This is a genomic window from Labilibaculum filiforme, from assembly GCF_002843315.1.
Classification (GTDB): domain Bacteria; phylum Bacteroidota; class Bacteroidia; order Bacteroidales; family Marinifilaceae; genus Labilibaculum; species Labilibaculum filiforme.
Map to the genome: position 1 here is coordinate 45,133 of NZ_MVDD01000017.1, position 26,554 is coordinate 71,686.

A 26,554-nucleotide genomic window follows, 5' to 3' on the forward strand; every position below is an offset into this window, starting at 1 on the left:
TATTTACTGAATTAAAGTGACTGAGCCTTCACGATAATGTTTGCCATTAATTTCCATTCCTTGCCAAGTTGCACCGTTTGTAAATACGGCTCTTATTTTCCAGATATAAACCCCTTGAGGGACTACTTCACCATTTTTTGTGCCATCCCAACCTTCGGCAGGTCTACCTTCTTCTATTTTGTCCGATCCCCATATAAAATTACCCCAACTGTCTAAAATTTCAAGTTGGTATTTAAATAAGCCAATTCCCTTCGGTAAAAATAAGGCTACCTGAGGATCGGGATTGCCTGGATTGAAAGCGTTAGGAACAAATAAACCACTCATTAAATCGATCTCAACAGTTTTGGTAATTGAATCTTTACAAGAATATGCCGATTCTGCGTATAAATCAACTTGGAAGGCTCCATTGTTGGTGTATTTATGAATAGGACTTTTTTCCAGAGATTTACTTAGGTCACCAAAATTCCATTTGTAGGTATACCATTTTTTGTCCATCCAATCCTCCTCAACTTCATTGCTTAAATTAACAAATTGAACAGTACCATTGTTGGGTAGAATTTCAGTTGCCGACAATTCAACTCCATCGGGAAGAGTATTGAGATTTTCCCAGGTGAAATCGATATTTGGAGTAGGATAAACAGTAACTGCTTCCTTAATGAAGATACTATCGGTACAATTTCCTTGGCCTGTACTTTTTAAGAAGAGATCGTATTTGCCATAGTTTGAAAAAATATGACTTGCTGTTTTGCCTTCTGTTTTAAAGCCGTCGCTAAATTCCCAGTACGATTGTTCTGAATGACTTGATATGTCTTCAAATTCGATTATTTCTCCTTCACATGTTGTTTTAGAGATGAGTTGATACGCAGGATTCGGAGTTTCATAAATTACAAACTCGTAGCTTGAAGTATCGGAACATAGAAATTTATTTTCAGCTTTTAATGTGATCAAGAAATTGCCGTAATCCGTAAAAATCTCTTTTAAGGGATCTGTTTGATTACTTATTGTGCCATTGCCAAAATTCCACGTATATGAATTAAGATCTTTATTGGCTGTGGTGTTTGTTACATTTAAAGTAAATGGTAAGGAACAACCAATTTCATCAGCTATTGTAAATTCGGCAATTGGTTTTGGATGTACAATTATTGCTGCTGTCATTGTGTCTAAGCAACCCGATGTTGTTTCTGTAATAAGAGAAATTTCATAATTTCCATCTAAAAAAGTATGCTCAGGATTCTCTGCTGTACTTTTAGCTCCATCCTTAAAGTCCCACTGGTAAAAGTTCGCATCGGTTGATGTGTTTGAAAAAGTGACTTTAAGTGGTTCGCATCCTTCAACATTTGAAAGAGTAAATTCTGCATGAGGTTTCTTGTTGATTACAATTTCTTTACTGGTTGTTTTTTCACAGCCATTTTCAAGAGATATTGCAGCTAACTGAACTGTGTAAGTTTGTGCAGAAGTGTATGTGTGAGTGATTTGTGTGCCTTTTTTTGTGGTTCCGTCACCCAAATTCCAAGTAAAATTGGTAAATGTATCTTTCAATTCTTCCTTAATAAAAAGGCTTATTATTTCTTGATCGCATAGATTATCCAGGCCGATTTCAAAATCTATTTCTGGAGCAGAATGAACAATTATTTGCTGTGTTGTTTGATCGGTAGCACATGTATCGTGTACCGAAAGCTGAACATTGTAAATTCCTCCTTTATCGAAGGTGTGGTAAACTGTTTCCCCTTTTGTATCTCTTATATCTACTTTGCCATCTTCAAAAATCCAATCCGATTCTAAATAATCTCCAGCACCCGTTGATAAATTTTCAAAGGCAACCGTAAATGGAGCACATCCTTCCGTTTTATCGGCCTTAAACACAGCCACTGCAGTATTTGGAAAAACAGTCATGTCCTTTGTTGTTGACTTGTCTCCACATTCGTTACTTGCAGTAAGTGTTACTGTATAGATTGTTTTGGTATCATCAGTTAGGAAAGTATGATCGAATGGGCGTTCAATATCCTTTACATCATATTCATAGGTGTTTCCATCACCAAAATCGAAATGGTAGTTGGTTGGTAAACCTTTTGAATGATTAAAAATGCTACGAACTACCGGAGAACAACCATAAGAGCTTGGTAAGATTTCGAATAATGGTATTGGCAATGGTTTTACAATTACGTAATCTGTAAAAGTTGATGTTCCGGCTTTGTTTGTAACATGTAAAACAACCGTGTAAGTGGTATCGCTGAGGGTTCCAGGTTGAAAAACAACAGGATCAGGAGTAAATTCTGTTGAATGTGTTCCATTTCCAAAATCCCAAGAGTAGCTCATGTATTCTCCCTTTGATGTATTGGTAAAATCAACCGTTAAGGGGCCACATCCGTCAGGTGTTTTCGTAAATCCAGAAACCGGTTTCCCAATTACCTCAATTAATGAGCTATCAGAATTAAAACAGCCAAATTTCGATTCTGCTTCTAAAATTACTTTATAGGTGTTTGGTAGTAAATAGGTATGTTCTGGATTCATTTCAGATGAGCTGCCAGTATCCCCAAAACTCCATTGGTAACTAGTTGCATTAAGGCTTTCATTTTTAAAGACTGTAGGAATATCTATTGCAGCAAAAGTCTCATGTGTGAATTTCACCTTAGGTAAGGGATGAATACTTACTGTTTTACTGATTTTAGAAGTACACCCTTTATTATTTATAACCGATAATGTAACGGTATAATCTTTAATTTCTGAGAATTCATGGCTTGTGTTTTGTTCTTCCGAACTATTTCCATCTCCAAAATTCCATGCCCATTTTTCGATCGAATAATCTCCGTTAGTACTTATATCTTCGAAAGAAACAGTACTTCCAATACAACTTGTTCCAATGTTGAAATCAGGAACAGGAGTTGGAATAATTGTTAATTCCATTGTGTCTTCAATAGGTCCACAATTTGAAAATCCTTCTGCTTTTATAGTCAACTGAATTGTGCCGGTTTCATATAATGCAGGTATGTATGTGGGAGATAGCGTGTTACTGTTTTGTAAGGATCCTTTTCCATCTGTTTCCCAGATAAAAGAACTAACGTCTTTTGCATCGGAACCTGTTGGATTGTCTATGCTTTTTACTTTGATTGTATATTTTCCATTTTCCTCACAAATTTCATCATCATTACCTGCAGAAACAAAAGGAGCCTCAATAAAATTTAACTCTAAATCATCTTTAGCATCCATCAAGCAAGGTGTAAGTCCTTGTACTGTAATGGTCAGTTTTACATTACCACTTTTATAATCTTCTTCGCTTGGCAGGTAGGTTGGATTCAATTCTGCAGGATCGCTGAATGTACCTGATCCACTACTGGTCCATTTAATGGTAGAAAATGAGCTTGCAACTGCAGAAGTTAGGTCATAATTCTTATTAAAACAAATGCTCGCATCATCTCCGGCTTTAACTTTAGGAATAGGTACAATCAGCAAGGTCATTTGATTTGAAGCTTCAGAGCATGAGCCATTGCCTTCTCCCGTTAAGGTAAGAATTACATTTCCTGTTTTATTTGTTTCTGGAGAGTAGATTGGCTGAAGGGTATTGGGATCGGAAAAGCCACCTCCGTCGGAGCTCGTCCAAGTTAAATTAGATGTGTTTTGTTCGCTTGAATTTACTAGTTGATACGTATTTCCCTGGCAAATTTTATCGTCTGTTCCAGCATTCATAATTGGTGCAGGAGTAATTCGTAATTTCATTACATCTTCTGCATAGTTATCGCAAGGAGGATTTATAGCGTGTGCTTTAATGGTGATATCAACCTCTTTGTTTTCTTTGTCTTTATCGCCAGGAACATAAGTAGCTTTTAATCCATCTTGATCGATAAATAAACCATCTCCCGAACTTTGATATTCAATGCTTGACCACGATTCTGCTTTAATTTGACCTGCATTACTACCAACATTCATTGTGTAGTTTTGGTTGGAGCAAACTTCACCGTCATTTCCAGCCTCAATAAAAGGATGAGGAGTAATAGTTAAAGTGGAACAAGCTGTTCTAGAACTACATTTACCATTTCCTTCTGCAGTTAGGCAGATAGTTATGTCACCAGTTTCATCTACTGCAGTTTGATAAGTTGGTGATAGGCCATCAGTATCTGAGAGTGTTCCTAAACCAGTGGTGGTCCATGAAAAGCTTGGGCTATTATTTGTAATGGCACTGCTAATTTCATAATTACCATCTTCACAAATAGTTACTTTATCTTCAATGCTTACGGTAGGTGCTGCTGTGATATTTAACTCTAGCTCATCTTGAGTGAATGAGCAGGATCCATTTCCGTTTGCAACTAATGTAAGAGTATATTTGCCTATATCATTTTTCCCTGGGTGGTAGGTGGCAGTAAGACTTGTTTCATTTTCAAAGAACCCATCTGTTGAGGATGTTTTCCATTGTAAAGAGGAGGTGTTTTCTACGCTTGCATCTTCCATTTTAAAAGATTCTCCCTGACAAATGGCTTTATCTTTGCCTGCAACAGCTGTTGGGGCAGGTGTGATGTTCAGGGTCATAAAATCAGATTGATCTTGAATACAAGGAGCTAAAGGCTGAGCCGTTAAAGTTAATTTTACTGATTTTTTGATGATGTCATTTGCTCCAGGGGTGTAGCTTGCATTAATTGTATTTGCATTTTCAAAGCTTCCATCGCCATCACTAGTCCATAAAATATCATCAGAGGAATAAGTGCTTGCTCCATTTTTTCCTGTAGTTATATTGTAAATTCCATTGGAACAAACTTCCCCATCATCTCCGGCTTCGACTGTTACTTTTCCAATTAAGGTCAATTGTAGAGCATCAGAAACCGGATCGCACGAACCTGTAGAGGTCGCTGTAAGTGTTAAGGTGTAGTTTCCTGTTTCATCAGGATCTGGTTGGTAGTTTGTCGCTAATTGAGTCGGATCTTCAAAAACACCTTTTCCCGAACTAGTCCATAATACGCTTGAATGATATTTAGCTGTTCCAACTAGACTTATTTTGCTAGCCTGACACCCTTTGATGTTAACTCCGGCAATGGCTTCTGGTACGTCAGTAAAGGTCAAAGTCATTTTATCAATGGCCGGATCTGGACAAGCACTATTGGGTTTGGCTTCAAGACTTAATTCCACACTTCCATCAGTTAAATCTTTTTCTGTAGGAATGTAAGTGGCATTAATAATTGTATTGTTGGTAAAGCTACCTGTACCCGAACTGGTCCATGAAAGACTATTATAGTTAGTCGCTTGAGCTAGGCTAGGATCAGTTCCAGCCTGAATGGTATAATTTACATCTGTTTTACACATGCTTGCATCAGCACCAGCATTTGCACTTGGTTTTTTAAAAATAGTTATTGTTTTTAAATCAGAAACAATACAGGGAGCATCACCTAATGCTTGCAATTCTAAAATTACAGAGCCATTTTTAATATCATTAGTACCTGGCGTATAAGTGCTGATTAAACTGTTTTCGTCAGAAAATTTTCCATCGCCTGAACTTAGCCATTTAATAGCAGAGCTACTTGAAGTTCCAGATAAGTTAACATTTTCGCCTTCACATATGTCAATATCCTCTTTAGCATCTACTGTTGGTAATTTTACAACTACTAGTTCAAAAGATTTTTGAGCTTCAGCACAAGTTCCATTTCCGTAAGCCGTTAGAGTTAAGTTAACTGTGCCCGAAAAATCAGAAGCAGGAGTAAAGCTTGGGTTTTCTATATTCTGATCAGAAAAAATTCCTGCTTGATCTGCTGTCCATTTTAGCGATTTAGCATTTTCCACACTTGCACCTGTAATAATATAGGTGGCCGATTGGCAGGTTTTATCAGTAGCCTTGTCTAAGCTTACAGTAGGTGAAGGGGTAATTGTGATTGTTTTTTTGTCAAATTCATTGCCACAAGTTCCATTACCTGTAGCGGTTAAGGTCAATTCTATTGTCGATTTTGTTAGGTCTTCAGTCCCTAGATTGTAGGTAGATTTTGTGGCGTTCTTATTCAAAAAAGTACCATCTCCATTTGTTGTCCACTCAATTGTAAGATAATCTTTGGCATTTGCATCGGTTATTTCAAAAGAAGTATCGTTGTTACAAATAGATAGATCGGTTCCAGCATTAACTGTTGGTTTGGCTATAATTGTAATTAGTTTTTCAACGAAATTACTACACCCATCACTTGATGTAACAGTAAGTTTATCTGTGAAAGTGCCCGCAGTAGGATAGATGTGTGTACATTCTTTATTGTTATTTACAGTTCCATCTGCAAAAGTCCATTGGTAAGATGCCATACCATCGGGTTGGGCAGAATAGTTTATTTCTTCTTCCTGACAGGCTTGATCTACTCGGTCTATTACGGGTGTTGGTATTTCATAGATTTCAAATTCCAATAGATCATCAGAAGACCATCCACATTTAGTGTTATGAGCTCTTAAGCTAATACTCGATTTTCCAACTTTATCAAAGCTTATGTTTTTAGGATCTTTATCTGATGAAGTCGTAATTGTTCCATTGTTAGTAAAAGTCCATTTGTACTGATCGATTACATTGTCTTCTATACCGAATGTCTCCTTCCCATTATCTATAAAGTCAGCTGTTGGGCTAAAAGTAAATGTTCCGCAATGTCCATTATCAATTAAGTCCGATAAATTGTTGATGCTTACAATGGGTACATCCGAAACTTCTACTACATATTCATAATTTTCGATACCGCAAAGAGATTCTTTTTGCAGAGATACGATATGTTTTCCAGCCTCGTTGAATTTTATTTTTGGGTCTTTACTGTTTTTGGTAGTCCCTTCTTCAAAAGTATAAGATGTGGCTGAAGAAGACCAAAGATATGTTGTCTTTTGCAAGGCTTCAATAGCTGCATCTTCCTCGGTTGTGAAACTTACAGTTTCTCCATCGGCAAGACAAAAATTAGGAGGTGTATAGGTGCTTGTATTTTCATTTTCGTAGATGCTAATTTCTCCGGTAGTTTCCATAGTAACATCTGCATCGCTACTACAAGAGTTCTTTAGATAAAAAGATATTTTATAAGTTCCGGTTTGTAAAAATTTTATTGAAATATCTCCTTTGGAATCTGAATTGCCTTTTGCAAAGTAATAATCAGTTCCTAATACAGCATCTCCAACTTCGATTCCATCTTCATATTTTGTTACAATCCATCCGTGTTCATCGGTTTCTTTGCATTTACTGCCTTGAAGTCCATAATCTGAGGTGTTGTCAAACTCAAATTCGGTATTGTTAATGCAACCAGTATGGGTGGAGTTTATTGATTCTTCTATTTTTCCAACCTGTAGGGAAAGACTAATACTTGTTGGTTGTGAAATTTCTATTCCATTAATTCCAGTACCTGTATCTTTTAATTCATTGCTACCTATTTCGATAGACGGTGTCATTGTTACATTAAAATGGTTTCTATCGCCTTCTTCGCTACAAGATCCTACCAAGTAAGTATGGCTGATTTTCCCATCATTTTCTAAAGCTTCTTTGTGTGTCCAGTCAATGTACTCATCAGTATCATCAAAATACCAAGCATATAAAGTTGTAGATGGGTTTTCTTCATAATTACTAATTTGAAAAACAAATTTTTGTCCGATACATCCTTTATTTCCTTCGAGTTTATCTAAGGTAACAGTTGGGAATGTATTATATACTTTATACTCGTAAAGATATTCGATTCCTAAGTGTGTAATTGTAATTTTTAATTCAAATTGACCTTGTGTTTTATAGGGGTGGGATTTAGGAAAATTTCCATTGGTAATGGTTTCTATTGCCGATGCATCACCCCAATCAATTTTATATTTGGTAATGTTAGCCGTAATTGTTGCGTCTGTAAGATTTTTCAATTCAAAATCGAACTTTAGATTTGTAGCACTAAAATCCCAATGATAAAAGTAGCCGTCGGTATCACCAAAATTACAGTTTGGAGGATCTGCAGCGTAGGCATTAAAACTGATTAAAAGAGTGAGGAAAATGAATGAACTTTTAAGTAGGTTTTGAATTTTAGTTGAGTGAGAATAAATCATTTATAGTTGGTTTTTCAGTTGTTATTTGGCTTGTTTTATTTGTTTGTTATAAACAGTACATTTCATTATACTGTTTACTGTTATGTGGAGTATTTTGGCTTGTCTACCATAGGCTTTGTAATCGTCATTTCAAGTTTTCATCCAAATTATTGATTAATTTATCACAATAAAACTATTATTAATGTATCTAGCAAAAATAATAAGGAGATAGATGCAAACTAATAATATTCGTATTTAATATTATTATATTATATATTTGTGTGGATGTGGAAATGTGTTTTTCATCACTTAATTTAAATAACTATTTATTTTGAGATTATTAGTAAGATGTACGTTGTGCTCGATTTGTTTGTTCGCTTTTTTTTCAATAAAAATTGTTTCTGCACAAGATTATAAGTTTTCTTTATTTGATCAGAATAGAACTTATTTTAACCCAGCTTTTACAGGTATGGAAAAAGGTTTAATTCGCACTAATTTTGTTTATCGCAGACAATGGTTAAATTTTCCTGGAGAATTTAGTACGAAGCATTTTAATATTGATTGGAAGAACTATAGTTCTAGTGGATTTGGTGTTTTTCTTTTGTCGGATATTGAGGGGGAATCGCTATTAACAACGAATTCGATTGGAGGACAGTACTCTTGGCGTGGAACTTTAGATAAATATTCCGGGGCATTTTTTCAACTTGGATTAGCGGCTAGTTACAATGAGAAGAAAATAGATATCAGTAAGTTGACATTTAGTGATCAATTGGATGAAATATATGGAAAAATTTATGGCAGTAGTTTTGTTGCAGATCAAAACAAACGAAACTATATTGATTTTTCGGTAGGTGGTTTAGTGAGTTTTCGTACTGAAGGTGTTTTTGGTAATGCTTTTACACATATAGTTGGTATTGCTTTTCATCATATTACTCAACCCAATGAATCATTTCAAGGACAAAAAGAGAAGATGCCAATGAAGTTTACTATTCATGTACAAAGTGAATATGTAACCCAAGTTTTCAGTATTAATCGTCGGGATAAATTGAGTTTTATGCCTTGGGTATTATACGAGAAAAGAGGAGAAAGTGTATTGAATGATCAGGCAACCAATAGTATGAATATAGGAATTGATATTACTTCAGATCCTGCGGTAATTGGTGTATCCTATAAAAGTCATTTGAATGGACATTCTGATACGGATTATACTGCTTTGGTATTCAAGGCTGGAACTAAAATTTATGGGAGTAATAAAAATATTATTTATAGGATGTTTTATGCCTACGAACTAGCGATTAATAATTATACTCGTTATACGCGAAATTCTCATGAAATTGGCCTTTCAGCAGATATTTATTTTAAGCGGAGGCGTAAGTGTATTAATCATTTTTAATTCGATTATTACGATTTTATAATGGGTTAAGAGCGATTGTTTGGAGTTTTTAGAATTAACTATTCACAAGAAGATAAAAAATCCCGCTTCTGGATTTCCAAAGAGCGGGATTCTATCTAATCTATGAAACTATATGAAACGTCCATGTATAAAGCTTTCTACACACAGGGAGATGATTATTCCAGCATGGTAAGTTCCATATGACAACTAAAAATCAAATAATAATCATATGAAAAAAACGATTTTACTGTTTTATTACTTTTTTACTTAGTTGGGAACCATCTTCCATTTCGAAAATTAAAATATAAGTTCCCTTAGCCAGATGATTCAAGTTTAAATCTGCAGATTCATTCGGCATATTTACAGCAGTAATTGCTTTACCTGATAAATTAAAAAGCTGTAATCGATTAACTTGTTTCAGATTTTCAAGATGAAGAATATCACGAACCGGATTTGGATACAGTCGTAACTCTTTATTTAAAACATCATTAATTCCTGTCGAATAAGCAATTTCCTCACTGTATGAGCTGTAAACGATATTACCCGTTAGTAATTCTCCTGTTAATGCTACTGGAGTTACAGAGAAACGAACATAGTTGGCACGGTCGTTACTTGTTAGGGTATAAGTTAAATCAGTTGCCCCAGTTATTGAAACTTCATTTGTGCCATTTGAATCATCAGAACGATACCATTGGAAAATGGAAGTTCCTTCCAAATCATTATTTACATCTGTGTAAGTATAATTAGCAGTTAAGGTTTCATCCTCTCGAAAAGTTCCACTTATGCTTATGTTTGAAGCTGCAGGTGCTGTTTTTACATCGGGTTTAGATAGTTGTTTTGTAGTATAGATGTGATATTCTCCTGCTTTTAAATCGATAAATGCGTTCGCATCAGTTACGGTAATTTCCTGCCCGGTGAAGTAATCGTACCAAGTACCTGTTTTACTGAAATTAGGATCGATACTTCTTAGTTTTAGATCGAAATTACCGATTACTCTAACATCCATATCAGTATGGTTGATTTCGATACTTTTTAAAACAGTACTCGTTTTTAAAGTGAAATCTTCCGATTCGAAGGCAACTTCCTCTTTTTTCAGCTTTATTAGTGCCGAAAATACTTCGTATAGTCTTTTTCGGTTCGGATCGTCTTGATATTCCCAATGAATTGGTTTTTTACCAACTCTGCCATTTTCATCAATCGAGACATCGTAACCCAATTCGCCAAATTGCCAAACCATTTTTGGTCCTGGAACAGTAAAGAAGAAAGTTGCGGCCGCCTCCACTCTCGATAGGGCAGTAGTTAGATTGGTTACATCATAAGTATTTAAAGAAGCTCCGTAGGTAAGATTGCGATACATCATACGTTCTTCGTCGTGACTTTCCATATAATTTACTAACTGAGGACCAATCCATTCTCTTTCTTTCCAGGAAGTGTAGCTAAAATCAGAGGTATATCCCATAGAAGCTTCGCTGTACTCGTGGTTGGCGTTTCCCCAAAGCAGGATGCCATGTGCAGCCAATTCTTTTTCTTCAGGGTTATCCGATAAATGCTCGAATATTACTACAGCATCCGATTTAACGTTCCAAATTGCAGTAGACATACGTTTTAATATATCAACACGTTCTTGGTCGTATTGTCCTCCCCAAGGGTCTGTTGAGTTGCTGTGTGGTGTATTCGAAAATCCTTTGGTGAAATCGAAACGGAACCCATCAATGTGGTATTCGTTTATCCAGTAAGCATTTATTCTGTCTACTAATTTTTTGGTTTCAGTGCTTGTGTGATCGATATCGTACCCCCATTGTGCATCTGGGTTTTCAAAATTGCTTGTGACATTGTACCATGGATTATCTGCTGTTGGCTTAGAACCATCAAAGTACATGCGTAAGAATGGCGATTGTCCGTAGGTATGATTTAATACCATATCCATGTAAACAGCTATTCCTCTACTGTGACATTCGTCGATAAAGGCTTTGTAATCATTTTTTGTTCCGTAGGCTTTATCTGGAGCAAAATAAAAGGAGGGATTGTATCCCCAAGAATCGTTTCCTTCAAATTCGTTAAAAGGCATTAATTCAATTACATTAACTCCAAGTCTTTCTAAGTAATCTAATGTGTCTCGAACTGTTTTAATTGCTCCAGTTGCCACAAAATCGCGTACATGTAATTCGTACACTACCAAATCTTCTTTTTTTGGAGCAGTAAATTGAGAATCGGACCAAGCAAATGTAGTTTGAGCAGTTTGAAAAACACTGGCTATTTCACTTGTTTTACTAGCAGGGTAGGCTATAAGATTTGGATAGGTAGTGCTGGAAATGTACTGGTCATTCCAAGGATCAAGGACTTTATCGGCATATGGATCTGCAATTTTAGTAGTTCCATCAATCACATATTGAAAAATGTATTCTTTTCCCGCAGTAAGATTGTTGATAGTAATCCAGAAATGGTCGCCATCTTTATTCATTAGGTAGTTGTTATCGTAATTCCAATCATTAAAATCACCAATAACAAACACATATTCTTTATTTGGAGCGTATAGCGATAGGGTAACTGTATTGTTGTCGATGTAATTAATTCCATCGTTAATGCCTGCAGGTTTTGTTGCTATTGGGGTGTCTTCACGAAGAACGATATTTACAGTATCTCTTGCTACTTCTGATCCTGCTGTTGCTACAGCAATTAATTGATGCGATCCAGCTGCATAATTTGTGTACGAATAGTTTAATTCTGTTTCAGTTGTACTGTGCATGCTAGTATTATCAATAAAAAGTTCCAGATTTTCACTTGCTTCTGAATTGATTGTAATTAATACAGACTTATTTTTTTCAAAAACACTGTTGTTAGTTGGTTTGGTAAATTCAACATTTAGACCACCTTCGCTGATATCAACAAATATGTCTGTTCCTCCCTCGTCTTTGCCTTCTTTCGAATTGTCGGCACTGCGAAAAACGAAAGCCATTTTTACTATTTTCTCACCACTTGCTACGCCGTAATATTCGCGAATGCTTGGTGTAATACTTAATTCCCACTTGTTATTTCCAAGTGATGTTAGTTTATATTTTTCGCTATTGTCACCCCAGGATGGAGCATATTTCCAATCAGCATTAGAAGAGCTTTGATCGGTTATTACACCTGTATGAGCATACACATCGCCGGTGTAATCTTTCAATCCAGCGGTTCCTAATGAAGCATCAAAGGTTATTGTAACAGCTTTATCTTCGGTAGGAAAGTTTGGACTTGTACTGATAATCTGTCCGGTACCTACTGAAGGTATCAGTAGCAGAAAAGATAGGAGATATGTGTATAGTTTATTCATAATTAATTTGTGTTTGATCAAATACTTTACTCGTAAGGAGAGTGTTAGGTACTTTTTTTATAAAACTAAAAAAAAAGCCGCCCTCCAAGGACGGCTTTTTAGGTTTTTATTTAGTTGGAACTATTCAAATACTCCGGTTCCAGTAGTAAAGTTAAGTTTAACTTTTTGATCTGTAAGGATAGGAGCACCAGCTAAATCATTTCCTGCGCCTCGGTATTCAATTTGTCCCGATAACACGCTAAATTCAGCTTGCCACCAATCAACAGAATTTCCTTCTGTATTGGTTAAAGAAGTAGCAGTTACATACATTCTTGCATTATCGTCAGCAACAGTAGCGGGTGAAGTAAGAACCTTCGCATCTGTAGCATCTGGAGTAAATAAGAATTCACCACCATTCCAATTTCCAAATGCACTTCCTTGTGCATAAATCACTGGGTCGGTTATTTGGATGGTATTGGTGAAAAGATTGACAACAATCATTTTGTAACCTTCGGCTCCACTTGGTATGTTACTTCCACCTTTGTTCCAAACGCCATTCGCATCTGCAGTACCTCCTGATTCTCCAAATTCAGTACCATTCCAATCTCTTACTGAGTTGAACTTCAATTCAGAATCAGCATCAAACCATGCTATTCTCCAGAAAAGGTGAGGATTACTGTGTACAGGAATCATTTCAAGTACTGCATCATCAGACCAATTCCAACCAGGAACAAAACTACCATTGATGTATAAGTTAGTAGGATAGGTTGAAAAGGCAACATTTGCTCCATAAGCAACACCTTCGCTGTTAATGGCATAAGCTCTTGCGTAATAGGTAGTACTTGTTTCTAAACCAGTAATATCTACTGTAAACTCACCAGTTGTACCAGCATTAGTAACTTTATCATTGTCGATTGTTGGACTTTCGCTTGTACTAAAGCAAATTCCTCTTTCTGTAATTGCAGTACCTCCGTCGTAAGTTACATTTCCAGCAACTTTAGCAGTGGTCGACAATGCAGTTACATCTCCTGTTTCTACACTTGCAATTCCAATAAGAGTAGTAAATGTAATTTGAGGACTATATACTGTAGCAATAGAATTTGTTGCATAGGCTCTTGCATAATAGACTGTTTTTGCTTTTAAGTCTGTTAATGCACTAGTGTATTCACTCATTCCTTCACCTTCATCTGTAAGCGAACTTTCTACAGTTGGGTTTTCTTCAGTACTCCAACAAATTCCTTTGGCTGTAATTGTTGCTTTCCCATCGTAAGTTACTTCTCCTGTAATGCTTGCAGTAATTGCAGTTATATTTGCAGCAACATTAGAGATGATAACTGTTGGTTCATGAGCTAATGTTGTGAATACATCATCTTCACCATACATTGTAGTGCCATTATCCATAATAACATATGCTCTGTAATGGTATACGGTTAGGTGTTCCAATCCATCAACGGTAACCCAATAAACGGCATTTTCTACGGTATCAGCTATTTTTTTCGAATCTGCTGTAGTCGGATCTGCAGTAACACCCCAAACAACACCATATTCTGCTATGCCATCGCCTTCTGCAACAACAATTCCACTTAATTCCGCAGAGGTAGATGTTATGCCATCCTTTTTCCAGGTTGCCATTTCGGCATCCAATTTAACCAGATCATCTTTATCACACCCAACTATTAAAAACAGCGAGGCAAATAAGAGAACGGTGATTCTGAAAAATATATTTTTTTTCATATTGATATATTTTGTACTAATATTTATTAATTATTGAATTAACTCAGTAACCATTTGGGGTGCATTAATCGACTGCACCCCGTGGTTTATTTTATGTATTAATTCTTAACAACTGTTGCAACAGATCCTGCAATATTTAATTTGATGGTGTAATTACCGGCTCCGTCAGATACAGGAATATTTTTTCCTCCTTGACTTAATTGTACCGTTTTATTGTCATCATCATAATTATCAGTACTACCGTCAGCTGTTCCATTTCCTCCAAGATTCCATGCCCATCCGTCGTTTAATCTAAATTTAAAGTTACCATTCGTTAAATCGGCAGTAATTTCCCAAGTGCGATCAACGGAATTATAATCCATTTTAGTATCTGGAGTATTCCATCCATTTGGAGTGGCATCACCAACAAGACCAATATTATACGCTTCCATAGTATAGGAAAGATCATTGGTGTTAGCGGTAAAAATATACCAACCAGCATCGGCAACAGTAATTACGGTACCATCTACAGCAAGACCGCTAGTTCCGGCTCCGTAGGTAATTGCATTATCAGGATCTAGTAAAGTAAATGCATCACCAGCATCAAATTTTACATATCCTTCGTAAATGCCATCGCTACCTGGCGATTTGATTTTTTGAGGATCTTTTCCATCAATAAGTACATCCAAACGAAGTAATCCAAAAATGGTAGCTGCTCCATTTACAGTCTCTGAATAATAAACAAGGTCATCAACTCCAAGACCCGCATCGGCTTCTAATACACATCTAATTCTAAAGTCAACTGATGAAGTTTGATCTTCTGGAAAACCATCTAGTAAGATTGTATTTAATTGATTTACACTTAATTCAATATCATTACATGTAATTCCATTATAAATTTGAGTAACATTTTCGAAATTGTTGCCCGCAGGACATGCTTCTAAAAAATAGCTTGCTGAAGCAGTAAAGCCTGGATTTACAGGAGTACATGCAAAAATTAATTTATCAGTTCCGTTAGCTCTTACCAAAGTTAAATCCGGTAATGAGATTGTTGGAGTTATTACGTTCTCAGATAGTACAATCTGATCTCCGTCTTCATCACAACTCGTGAAGAAGCCTAAAACCCCAACTAATGCAAATAATAATATATAATATTTTTTCATCTTTTTTGGTTTTAAATGATTAGTAACCATCATTTTGCTTAATGTTAGGATTAGCTGATATTTCATCACCTGGTATTGGGAAAATATTCAAATGATTACTTGTGCTGGTTCCATTAAATGTTCCACCTTTCCACTGCCAGTTATAAGCACCTCCGGTGAACTTACCAAAACGAATTAAATCAGTACGTCTTTGTCCTTCGTAGTAAAATTCTCTTGCTCTTTCATCTAAAATGAAATCAGCATCTACATCACTAGCTAAAATATTACCACTATCATCTCCATATGCTCTTTCACGAATCATATTAATATCCGCAACAACAGCAGCAGTAGCACCACTTGTATTAAATAAGGCTTCAGCTCTCATTAAGTAAGCATCTGCTAAACGAAATACAGGGAAATCAGTAGAAGCAAAAGTTGGACTATAGTTGTCTGCTTGCGTTCCATCATGATTTTTAGCAGTAAATTTATAAACACCTACACCAAAGTCTCCACTTGAAGATGGGGTTGGAATATTTATAGATCGTTTTTGACGTAAGAAAATCCTTCCATCTGGACTCTGAGCAAAAATAGTATCCGTTGCTGGTACTGGATTGTTTCCATATACAACTAAGGTATCCACTAAAATATTCATTAAATCTTTTCTTGCTCTGTTTCCATTCCAGTTAGTGTTAGAGGTCAATCCATGGTAATCTTCTGCACGAATATATGTTGCATCACTTGAAGATTCGATAATGAAAGTGATTCCACCATTACCTTGGGTGTTAATTCCATCTTCGGCAAATGCAAATATCATTTCATTGTTACCATGACCACGATCATTGTCAGCACTAAAGTTTTGTCTGTAATCAGTAGCTAAACTATATTGAGGACTGGCAATTACTTTATCACAATAAGTTTTACATTCTTCCCATTGAGCGGTTCCAGTATAAACCTCAGCATTTAAATAAGTTTTAGCAAGTAACATCCAACATGCACCTTTATCAGCTTGCGGATAACTAGATCCTGGTTCTCCCAAATCGGGTTCAATTGCTTTTAGTTCATCAACAATAAACGTAAATAAGTCTGCGCGTTGAATTTGTTCTGGGAAATATTTTCCAACACCATCTTCTTCTGTAGTAAAAGGAGGGTTTGCAAATAAATCCATTAGCCAATAGTAAGCCAAAGCTCTTAAATATCTTGCTTCAGCACGATATTGGATGATATCTGGTTCTGTACTACCTGCAGTTACATTTAAAAAGTCGTTAGCATAGGTTACACTTAAACTTAAACGTTGGTAAACTGCTGTAAGGAATGGATTTTGTGCACTCCAGTTTTGAGTATTTAAATCTGAAATACCAACATCACCCCAGGCACAAATACCTTCATCTGTTGTAATGGTCTGCAGATTCCAAAGGGCTCTCATGGTAATAAAGAAACCATCATCACTAGAGGTTATGTCGGCATCACCATCGCCTTGACCAGAGATAATAAAACTTGCATAGAGTTTAGCCAAGGTTTGTTCCATGTAAGCTGGATCATCGCCAAGATTTCCTGCCAAAATTTTATTAGGATCTGTTGGCTTCACGTCCAAATCATCTACACAAGATGTATACACCATTGCAGAGATAAGGAGACTGAATATTATATATATTTTCTTCATCTGTAATTGTATTTTTAGAACGTTAAGTTTACACCCATAGTAAATGTACGTGGTCTAGGATAAAAGTTATCATCAACACCACCATCAACTTCTGGATCAAGACCATCATATTTTGTTATTGTAAATACATTTTGAACTGTAAAACTTACTCGAGCATTAATGTCTTTACCAGCAAATTTGTCAAAAGTGTATCCCGCACTAATATTATCCATTTTTAAGAAGGACGCATTTTGAACAAAATAATCAGATGTAAACTGACGTTTCACAAAGTTTGTTTCGCTTAAATAGGTTGGCATGTTTTTCCAGTATCCTATTTGTTGCATTTGATCATATGATGCCCCTGCAGCAACTTGGTTTAATACATAGTTGCCAATATTAGCACGTAATGATGTAGACATATCAAACTGCTTATAGTTAAAACGAGCAGAGAAACCAAAGATATCTTCAGCAGTAGGGTTGTGGTAGATGTATTTGTTCGCATTATCGCCACTAATTACACCACCGTTTCCAGCGATATCATCATAAAGACCTTCAATAGGATTGCCATTGGCATCATAAACCTGAGAGTTAACAAAGAACGAGTGAGCAGCTTCACCAACTCGAGTAATTTGTCTAACGCCAGTCATACCTCCACCTTCGGTAACACCAATGTATTCAGGATCATCAGTTAACAATAGTTTGGTTAATTTATTGTCATTGCGAGTGTAATTCAATCCAATGTTTAAAGACATATCAGGAGTTGAAATTGCAACAACGTTTAATGAAACTTCAATACCTTTATTTTCAAGACTACCAACATTAGTATACAATCTGTTAGAGAAGTTACTACCACTAGGAATAGTTACAAGGTTTAACAAATCTTTTGTTTCACGGAAATAGTAATCAACCGATCCATTAATACGGTTATTTAAGAATCCAAAGTCCAAACCAATATTTTGAGTAGTTGTTTCTTCCCATTTAATATCAGGATCGTAAGTATTTGGTCTTAGCGTTGAAGTAAATTCTCCGTTAATAGGATAATAATACCCTTGTTGAGAGCTGATGTATTGTGCCTGATAGGGATAATCGTTATCCGATATATCTTGCTGACCAGTGATACCCCAACCTAATCTAACTTTTAAGTCGGATACAACATCAACATCTTTCAGGAATGATTCTTCATGCATCTTCCAAGCAAAAGCCGCTGATGGGAAAAATCCCCAACGATTGTCTTCAGAAAATCTTGAAGATCCATCATATCTAAATGTTCCTGTAAACAGATATTTATTCATTAAAGCATAATTCATACGACCAAAGAAAGACACTAGATAGTTTTCTGTTTCAGAAGCAGTATCATTATCTACTTGTAATGGATGAGTTTCATCTTCTACCGATCTTGTGTAATTAGTACTTTCTCTTTCAAAATGTTGCCATGAATATCCTCCAGTTAAATCTAATCTATGATTTTCATTAAACTCTTTATTATAGCCCAAATAAAAGTCTAAAAGGTTATTTTTATTTTTGGCTGTATAATCACTTAGTTTACCCCACGATGATGGAACTAATGTAGAAGGAGAGGTGGTTGGTCGGTTATTTTGACCATCACTTTCAGTATAGTCAGTAGCTATATTTAAATTAGCCTGCATGTCACGAAGAAATGGTAGGGTGTAATTTAATTTTAAGTTAGCTACAAGTCGGTAAACATCCGATTTATTATTAACGGCTTTTGCTTGTTCTACAGGATTAGGAGTACCTAAGTTGGCTCCATAGTTTTGCCATTGGTAGTAACCTGCCGAACTTGTATTACCATCATAAATTGGCTGTGTAGGATCCATAGAAACTGCAGATCCAATGGCTCCAGTATCACCAAAGTTATTATTGGTCATCATGAATTTTGCATTCATGTTTACTTTCAAATCATTATTCAGAAATGTTGGATTTAAATTTAATGATCCAGTATATCTTTGCATATCTGTATTTTCCAAAATACCTGTTTGATCAGTGTAACCTAAGGAGATACGATATGGAATATTTTTTTCGGAACCTGAAAAAGCTAAATTGTGATCATGAGAAACTGAAGTACGGAAAATTTCTTTCTGCCAATCTGTATTTTCAGTTCCTAAGTTGTCGTAGATTAAAGGGTCGTACAGCGTTCTATTGTCATTGGCGATTTTTCTTAATTGATCACCTGAATACACATCAATATAATCAATTGGTGAAGCAACAGAAATACTTCCACTATAATTTACTTTTAAAGGTGATCCTTTTACTCCTTGTTTGGTGGTTATAATTATAACACCATTAGAAGCTCTAGATCCATAAATTGCGGTTGAAGATGCATCTTTTAATACTGTAAATGTTTCAATATCGTTTGGATTAATAAATGAAAGTGCATTTGAACTACCACTTACATTATTTCCAACACTTTCTATCGGCATTCCATCAACAATAATTAATGGGTCATTTGATGCGTTAAAAGAAGAACCTCCACGAATTCGAATAGTAGATCCACTTCCTGGAGCTCCCCCTGCAGATGTAATTACAACTCCTGCTGATTTTCCAACTAAAAGGTCTTGTGGAGAGGTGATATTACCTCTGTTAAAATCTTTTGAGGAGACACTAGTTACAGAACCTGTTTTGTCTTCTTTCTTCACTGTACCGTAACCAATCACAACTACCTCGGAAAGGTTTTCGGTTTCAACACTCAAAATTACATTAATTTGAGTTTGATCACCAACTACAATCTCTTGCGGACGGTATCCAACAAAAGAATAAATAATAGTAGCATCGGCGCCTACACTTAAAGTGTAGTTTCCGTCAATGTCGGTAGTTGTACCAATAGTTGTACCCTTTACAACTATTGAAACACCAGGAATTCCGATGCCATCGTTTGCATCAGTAACTAAACCAGTAACTACTTTTTCCTGTGCATATATCATGGTAAATGAAAATACCATAACCAGCATAAGAAGTAGTTTTCTAAGTCTACTAAAGTTAAGTTCCATAAATTAGAAATTTAAGATAAATTAGAAATTAGTTAAAAAGTTAAGGTGTTTTAGATAAAAATATGAACTCGTGTTTCCGACTTGGGCTCTTCCTTTTTATTCTCTAAAATTCCCTTAACGTTAAGTTAGCCTTAATTCATTCTATAATCAAAGATAAATGTTGAAACTCTCTTCTTTGTAAATGATTGATAGTTAAGTGTGAATAAATCATCGCAAACGTCACCGCAAACGTTTGATATCTAAAAATGTAGATACGTTAATAATATCCAAACAAATGGTGATTAGGTCTGCAGTTTTGTTTAATTTTTTCTATATTTACAAAGCTTGTTTCAAGTCTGATTAAAATGTGTAGAATGTTTTTAATCATCTTGTTACATATTATCTACTTAGATGCTTGACGTCTATTAATATATGAATTTTAAATGAGAAGCGGGCAAATAACAATTAAAGATATCGCCAAAGAATTAGGAATTTCAGCCTCTACTGTTTCCAGAGCGCTTAAGGATCATCCTGATATTAGTAGTAAAACAAAAGAGGCTGTAAACGAATTGGCTAAGAAATGGCACTACAAGCCAAATGCCGTGGCTTTAAGTTTGCGAAATAGTAAAACGAATATAATCGGTGTTATTATTCCTGAAATCGTTCATCATTTCTTTTCCTCAGTAATCAGTGGAATTGAAGATGTTGCTTCCAAAGCCGGTTATAACGTAATGATTTTTCAATCGAATGAATCTTATGAACGGGAAATGGAGAACGTTCAGGCGCTTCTATCCAGTCGTGTGGACGGGGTTCTTGTTTCTATGTCGAAGGAAACAAAAGACCATAGTCACTTTCGGGAATTAAGAGACAATGGGATTCCAATTGTATTTTTCGATCGGGTTTGTAACGACTTGTCTTCAGATAATGTAATTGTTGATGATTTTGCCGGTGCTTTTGCAGCAGTAGAGCATCTTATAAAGATAGGTTGTAAAAGAATTGCACATTTATCGGCTCCACAACATTTATTACTGGCACAAAATCGACAGAAAGGATTTCGCCAAGCAATGTCGAAGCATAAAATACCAATCGACGAAAATTTAATTATTAAATGTGATAGTTTTGATGAAGCTTTTCTTAAAACTCCAGAATTGTTGGCTTTACCTGAACCACCTGATGCAATATTTGCGGTGAATGAATTAACTGCTGCGGGTGCACTGTTAATGGTGAAAAAATCAGGATTAAAAGTTCCCGAGGATATATCTATTGTTGGGTTTACCGATGGGGTAGTTTCTCGAATTACCGATCCTTCACTTACTACACTGGAACAACATGGATTTGATATTGGATTAAAAGCTGCAGAGCTTATTGTCGAAAGAATTACTGCAGGTGATATGGATTACGAACCGGTAACAAAAGTGGTAAAAACTAGTCTGATTGTGAGAGGATCAACTAGACCTATATAATATATATTATACCTAAAGAAATAAAAAAAAGCTGCTTTGCGCAGCTTTTTTTATTGCTAAAAGTTAACTGAATATGTATAAGAGCTATGAAAATTCATCGCTAACGAAAAAAAAATGATTTATTTTGACTTTGTTGCAATCGTTTGTTATGGGCTATTAAGCCCATTGTTACTGCAATTTTAGAATTGGAGATCGTATCTTATTTTGACATATTGTATTTTTTTCTCTACTTTTGGCCGTGGAGGGAAACCTCTTTTCCGACTTAATTATTCTTTACTTCCTTATATGATCTCGTTTCCAGATACAATTGGAAATGACTCAGATCTATGTTTTATATAGTACACAGACTTGTGTACTATGAATTAGCTTAGTCCGTTCTAGTACAGGTTATCATCTGTATATGATCTATAATTTTCCCAAAAAATATCTGTATTGAAATTTATTTGTAGTAGTACTCATCTCCGATGAATAGTAACTGTATTTGTTATGGTTCTATTTGAAGGTGAAGAGGGATGAATGACAGAATATGTCAGCCATTATACAGAAAGGACATAATTAACAATCAAATGAAGAAACAACCTCGTTTAAATTTTTGGCAAATCTGGAACCTGAGTTTTGGTTTTTTAGGTGTGCAATTTGGTTTTGCATTGCAAAATGCTAATGCTAGTCGAATATTATCCAATTTAGGTGCCGACCTGCACTCTTTATCATTGTTTTGGTTAGTTGCGCCTGTCATGGGATTGCTGATACAACCTGTAGTTGGTGCGGCTAGTGATACTACTTGGACCAGAATAGGTCGAAGGTCGCCTTATATTTTAGGAGGTGCAATTTTTTCTATGATTGCGATGTTTTTTATGCCTAATGCGCCTAATGTTATTTCGGCAGGAGGTGTTGGAGCACTAATATTTGGTGCGGTAATGCTTGCTGTAATGGATGGTTCATTTAATGTTACTTTTCAGCCTTTTAGAGCTTTGGTGGCAGATATGACCCCAGAAGATCAAAGGAATGTTGGTTATTCTGTTCAAAGTTTCTTAATTAATGTTGGAGCGGTTATTGGATCGGCATTGCCTTTTATATTAACAGCTTTTGGCGTTCAAAATGATGCTCCTGCAGGAGAGGTTGCCGATTCTGTAATTTGGTCGTTTTACCTAGGTGGATCGATTCTTTTACTAAGTGTATTGGTAACTGTTTTTAAAACGAAAGAATATGCCCCGGAAGAATTTGAAGCATACAATAATATTACTGCAGAAGATAAAGAGAAAAAAGAAAGCTTTTTTACTCTGTTAAAGAATTTGCCAACAACAATGAAACAGCTTGCCTTGGTGCAACTTCTTTCGTGGTTTCCGCTGTTTTTAATGTGGGTGTATGCAACCCCTGCTTTTGCACAGCATTATTGGAATACGCCAATTGGCGATGCTAGTTCTCCAGCTTATAACGAAGCTGCGAATTGGGTAGGTATTTGTTTTGCTGCTTATAGTTTATTTGCAGCGCTGTTTTCTATTGTCATGCCTTGGTTTATTCGTAAAACAAGCCGAAAAACAGTTTATTCTTTCGCTCTGGTTGCTGGTGGTATTGGGTATATTTCAACCTACTTTTTTCACGATCAATACATGTTATTGGTGTCGATGATTGGAATTGGTTTTGCATGGGCTGCAATACTAGCAATGCCATACGCTATTTTGTCGGGTGTTCTGCCTGCAAAAAGCATGGGCGTTTACATGGGATTATTCAACCTAACAGTTGTAATTCCGCAAATAATTAGCGGGGTATTTGGAGGATCTATTTTAAAGATATTCTTCCACGAACAAGCTATTTATATTCTGGTGCTTGCCGGTGTATTGATGTTATTAGGGTCGGTTTCCGTCTTTTTTATTAAAACAAAAGAGGATTCAAAATTATAATTTTATTACTGATGGAAAAGATAAGTGCATGTATTTTTGATTTAGATGGAGTAGTGGTGGATACGGCGAAGTATCATTACATCGCATGGAAAAGTATAGCAAATGAGTTGGGTTTCGACTTCACAGAGGAAGATAACGAGAGATTGAAAGGTGTAAGTCGCATGACTTCTTTGGATATTCTTCTGTCGATTGGTGGAGTTGAACTTGCTCAGGAAACTAAACTGGAATTGGCCGATAAGAAAAACAAAAACTATTTGGAGTACATATTAAAAATGACTCCTGATGAAATTCTTCCTGGTGTGAAAGAATTTATGAATGAACTTAAATCTAATGGAGTGAAGATTGCTTTGGGATCTGCAAGTAAAAATGCGATGACAATCTTGAATCAATTAGAGCTTACCAATTATTTCGATGTGGTGGTTGATGGAACGCACGTGAGTAATGCAAAGCCTGATCCGGAAGTTTTTTTGAAAGGAGCAGAATTGCTTAAGGTTGCTCCGTCGGAATGTATTGTGTTTGAAGATGCAGAGGCAGGAGTAGAAGCCGCAATTAACGGCAAAATGAAGTGTGTAGGAATTGGTTCTCCGGATGTATTGGGTAAAGCAAATTTGGTAGTCCCGGGTTTTGTTGGGTTCACCATGACTCAATTGAACTTTTAAGACCAGTAGTAAGATTATTTTTTAAAGGAAATCAACATGAATGAATATTTAAAACATGATGAGTGGTGTATTATAGAAGAAGGGTTCAAGCCTGAAAATCACCGTGCATCTGAAAGTATATTTAGTCTTGGAAATGGCAACATGGGACAAAGAGCCATGTTTGAAGAACATTATTCGGGCAAAACATTACAAGGAACCTACATTGCTGGTGTTTATTATCCTGATAAAACCAGAGTTGGTTGGTGGAAAAACGGATATCCGGAGTATTTTGCCAAGGTATTAAATGCGCCAAACTGGATTGGAATTGATGTGAAAGTGAATGGCGAAATGCTTGATCTTGCTAGTTGTAAGGTAAGTGATTTCGTTCGCACATTAAATATGCAGGAAGGCATTTTGCTTCGTTCATTTATTGCCGAAATGCCAAACGGAAACCAAATTAAGGTAGATGCAAAACGTTTTTTAAGTATTGTAAGTTCCGAAGTTGGTGCAATTCGCTATTCTGTAAAGACTTTAAATTTCGATGGAAAGATTAGTTTCCATCCCTACTTAGATGCTGACGTAGCGAATGAAGATTCGAACTACGACGAGAAGTTTTGGGATGTTTTGTCTTGTAAATCCGACAAGGGAGAAGGTTTAATTACGGCTAAAACTAAAAAGTTAGATTTTCATGTTTGTATAGGAATGAAATATGACGTATACAAAGATGGACAGAAACTGGAAATGACTCCTTCTGTTACAGAAGAAGCTAAATATGTAGCCAATACTGTCGAATTTGAAGTTCGAAAAGGGGAGGAGCTTACTATTTATAAATATGCTGGTGTTCTGAGTTCTTTAAATCATAACAAAACCGAGATTCAAGCCAATGCACAAAGTGTTACTGCAAAAGCTTATGCAAAAGGTTATGATTCACTTTTAAAAGAACATGTTGCCGCTTGGGCAAGTAAATGGGCACATAGTGATATTACCATTGAAGGGGATGTTGCAGCACAGCAAGCCATTCGTTTCAATATCTTTCAATTAAATCAGACTTATACTGGTGAGGATCAAAGATTGAATATCGGACCCAAAGGTTTTACTGGTGAAAAGTATGGAGGAAGTACTTATTGGGATACAGAAGCATATTGTGTTCCCTTCTACCTTAGTACATCAAAACCTGAGGTTACTCGTAATTTGTTAATTTACAGACATAAGCAATTGCAAAAAGCAATTGAGAATGCTGCAAAATTAGGGTTTACCGATGGTGCAGCCTTGTATCCTATGGTAACCATGAATGGGGAGGAGTGTCACAATGAGTGGGAGATTACCTTCGAAGAAATTCACCGTAATGGAGCCATTGCATTTGCTATTTACAATTACATCCGTCACACCGATGACAAAAAATATTTGGAAGAATATGGTTTGGATGTATTAATTGGTATTTCACGATTCTGGAGTCAGCGGGTGAATTACTCTGAAGCAAAGAAGAAATATGTAATGCTTGGGGTAACTGGTCCTAACGAGTACGAAAATAATATCAATAACAACTGGTACACAAGTACTATTGCCAATTGGTGTCTAAAATATACTCAGGAGGCCATGGCTCATGTGAAAAAGACTAATTCTGGTCGTTTTGCTGAGATTATGGCAAATCTGAAATTCGATTTTGTAAAAGAGACTGCAAAATGGAACGATATTATTGATAATATGTACTATCCGATTGATGAGGAAACAGGTGTATTCTTGCAACAGGATGGTTATATGGATAAGGAACAAATTCTGGCGGTTGATTTAGATCCGAAAGTACGTCCTATCAATCAGCATTGGTCATGGGATCGAATCTTGCGATCGTGTTTTATTAAGCAAGCTGATGTTTTGCAGGGAATTTATTTGTTCGAAGATCAATTTGATGATGCAACAATAAAGAAGAATTACGATTTCTACGAGCCTAGAACGCTTCATGAGTCTTCTCTTTCTCCTTGTATTCACTCTATTCTAGCTTCTAGAATTGGTGATATTGAAGGAGCTTATGATCTCTATTTAAGAACTTCTCGTTTGGATATAGATGATTATAACAAAGAGGTTCACGAAGGCCTGCACATTACTAGTATGGCTGGAACATGGATGTCGATTGTTGAAGGTTTTGGCGGAATGAGAGTCTCTAACGGACAATTGATATTTAAGCCATTAATTCCTAAAGAGTGGAAGTCTTATTCATTTAAGGTACGATTTAGAGGTAATCTTTTAAATGTAAGAGTTTCGGCTGATGAAGTGGGAGTAATTAATGAAGAAGGGGAAGACATTTCTTTATTCCTGATTGATGATGAATACGTAATTGAAAAGAATAGTAGCTTGGTTATCGAGCGCGCCTAATTTAATACAAGAATAGCTCAGGATAAGGGGATTCCT

General features: G+C 36.0%; 11 protein-coding genes. 5 read left to right on the forward strand and 6 right to left on the reverse strand.

What is annotated here, in order from left to right; translation table 11 throughout:
- Nucleotides 1–3: 3 nt before the first annotated feature.
- The gene (locus tag BZG02_RS16925) at nt 4–8,004 is read right to left on the reverse strand and encodes a PKD domain-containing protein (protein WP_101262935.1); all 8,001 of its coding nucleotides are present in this window, start codon (nt 8,002–8,004) and stop codon (nt 4–6) included.
- A 334-nt stretch (nt 8,005–8,338) separates the two neighbouring features.
- Between BZG02_RS16925 and BZG02_RS16930 the strand changes: the two genes are divergently transcribed.
- Entirely contained in the window at nt 8,339–9,376 is a 1,038-nt protein-coding gene (locus BZG02_RS16930; RefSeq protein ID WP_281253706.1) for a PorP/SprF family type IX secretion system membrane protein, read from the forward strand.
- Between the two features lie 244 nt (nt 9,377–9,620).
- Here the strand turns inward: BZG02_RS16930 and BZG02_RS16935 are convergent, their stop codons facing one another.
- From BZG02_RS16935 to BZG02_RS16955, 5 genes are all read right to left on the reverse strand, one after another.
- Nucleotides 9,621–12,689: an alpha-amylase family glycosyl hydrolase gene (locus BZG02_RS16935; RefSeq protein ID WP_101262937.1), complete on the reverse strand. Its 3,069-nt coding sequence runs from the start codon at nt 12,687–12,689 to the stop codon at nt 9,621–9,623.
- A gap of 120 nt (nt 12,690–12,809) precedes the next feature.
- Nucleotides 12,810–14,402 carry a SusF/SusE family carbohydrate-binding protein gene (locus tag BZG02_RS16940; RefSeq protein ID WP_101262938.1) on the reverse strand — a complete coding sequence of 531 codons (1,593 nt, stop codon included), beginning with the start codon at nt 14,400–14,402 and terminating at the stop codon, nt 12,810–12,812.
- A 98-nt stretch (nt 14,403–14,500) separates the two neighbouring features.
- On the reverse strand, nt 14,501–15,544 hold the full coding sequence (locus BZG02_RS16945) for a SusE domain-containing protein (protein ID WP_180335766.1): 1,044 nt from the start codon (nt 15,542–15,544) through the stop codon (nt 14,501–14,503).
- 19 nt (nt 15,545–15,563) lie between these two features.
- Nucleotides 15,564–17,183 (reverse strand): RagB/SusD family nutrient uptake outer membrane protein, encoded by a 1,620-nt coding sequence (locus tag BZG02_RS16950; RefSeq protein WP_101262940.1) that lies wholly within the window; start codon nt 17,181–17,183, stop codon nt 15,564–15,566.
- A gap of 14 nt (nt 17,184–17,197) precedes the next feature.
- Entirely contained in the window at nt 17,198–20,167 is a 2,970-nt protein-coding gene (locus tag BZG02_RS16955; RefSeq protein WP_101262941.1) for a SusC/RagA family TonB-linked outer membrane protein, read from the reverse strand.
- Between the two features lie 422 nt (nt 20,168–20,589).
- Between BZG02_RS16955 and BZG02_RS16960 the strand changes: the two genes are divergently transcribed.
- The 4 genes from BZG02_RS16960 to BZG02_RS16975 all read left to right on the forward strand — a co-directional run bounded on the left by BZG02_RS16960 (nt 20,590) and on the right by BZG02_RS16975 (nt 26,518).
- Nucleotides 20,590–21,609, forward strand: a complete 1,020-nt coding sequence (locus BZG02_RS16960; RefSeq protein WP_101262942.1) for a LacI family DNA-binding transcriptional regulator — start codon at nt 20,590–20,592, stop codon at nt 21,607–21,609.
- 566 nt (nt 21,610–22,175) lie between these two features.
- Nucleotides 22,176–23,510 carry an MFS transporter gene (locus tag BZG02_RS16965; protein WP_101262943.1) on the forward strand — a complete coding sequence of 445 codons (1,335 nt, stop codon included), beginning with the start codon at nt 22,176–22,178 and terminating at the stop codon, nt 23,508–23,510.
- A gap of 11 nt (nt 23,511–23,521) precedes the next feature.
- Entirely contained in the window at nt 23,522–24,169 is a 648-nt protein-coding gene (pgmB, locus tag BZG02_RS16970; RefSeq protein WP_101262944.1) for a beta-phosphoglucomutase, read from the forward strand.
- A gap of 36 nt (nt 24,170–24,205) precedes the next feature.
- On the forward strand, nt 24,206–26,518 hold the full coding sequence (locus BZG02_RS16975) for a glycoside hydrolase family 65 protein (protein ID WP_101262945.1): 2,313 nt from the start codon (nt 24,206–24,208) through the stop codon (nt 26,516–26,518).
- Nucleotides 26,519–26,554: the final 36 nt, after the last annotated feature.

What these genes read in the sequence shown, in the direction of transcription:
- BZG02_RS16925 (WP_101262935.1), bottom strand. Translation starts at nt 8,004, where the DNA reads ATGATTTATTCTCACTCAACTAAAATTCAAAACCTACTTAAAAGTTCA.
- BZG02_RS16935 (WP_101262937.1), bottom strand. Translation starts at nt 12,689, where the DNA reads ATGAATAAACTATACACATATCTCCTATCTTTTCTGCTACTGATACCT.
- BZG02_RS16940 (WP_101262938.1), bottom strand. Translation starts at nt 14,402, where the DNA reads ATGAAAAAAAATATATTTTTCAGAATCACCGTTCTCTTATTTGCCTCG.
- BZG02_RS16945 (WP_180335766.1), bottom strand. Translation starts at nt 15,544, where the DNA reads ATGAAAAAATATTATATATTATTATTTGCATTAGTTGGGGTTTTAGGC.
- BZG02_RS16950 (WP_101262940.1), bottom strand. Translation starts at nt 17,183, where the DNA reads ATGAAGAAAATATATATAATATTCAGTCTCCTTATCTCTGCAATGGTG.
- BZG02_RS16955 (WP_101262941.1), bottom strand. Translation starts at nt 20,167, where the DNA reads ATGGAACTTAACTTTAGTAGACTTAGAAAACTACTTCTTATGCTGGTT.
- BZG02_RS16960 (WP_101262942.1), top strand. Translation starts at nt 20,590, where the DNA reads ATGAGAAGCGGGCAAATAACAATTAAAGATATCGCCAAAGAATTAGGA.
- BZG02_RS16965 (WP_101262943.1), top strand. Translation starts at nt 22,176, where the DNA reads ATGAAGAAACAACCTCGTTTAAATTTTTGGCAAATCTGGAACCTGAGT.
- pgmB (WP_101262944.1), top strand. Translation starts at nt 23,522, where the DNA reads ATGGAAAAGATAAGTGCATGTATTTTTGATTTAGATGGAGTAGTGGTG.
- BZG02_RS16975 (WP_101262945.1), top strand. Translation starts at nt 24,206, where the DNA reads ATGAATGAATATTTAAAACATGATGAGTGGTGTATTATAGAAGAAGGG.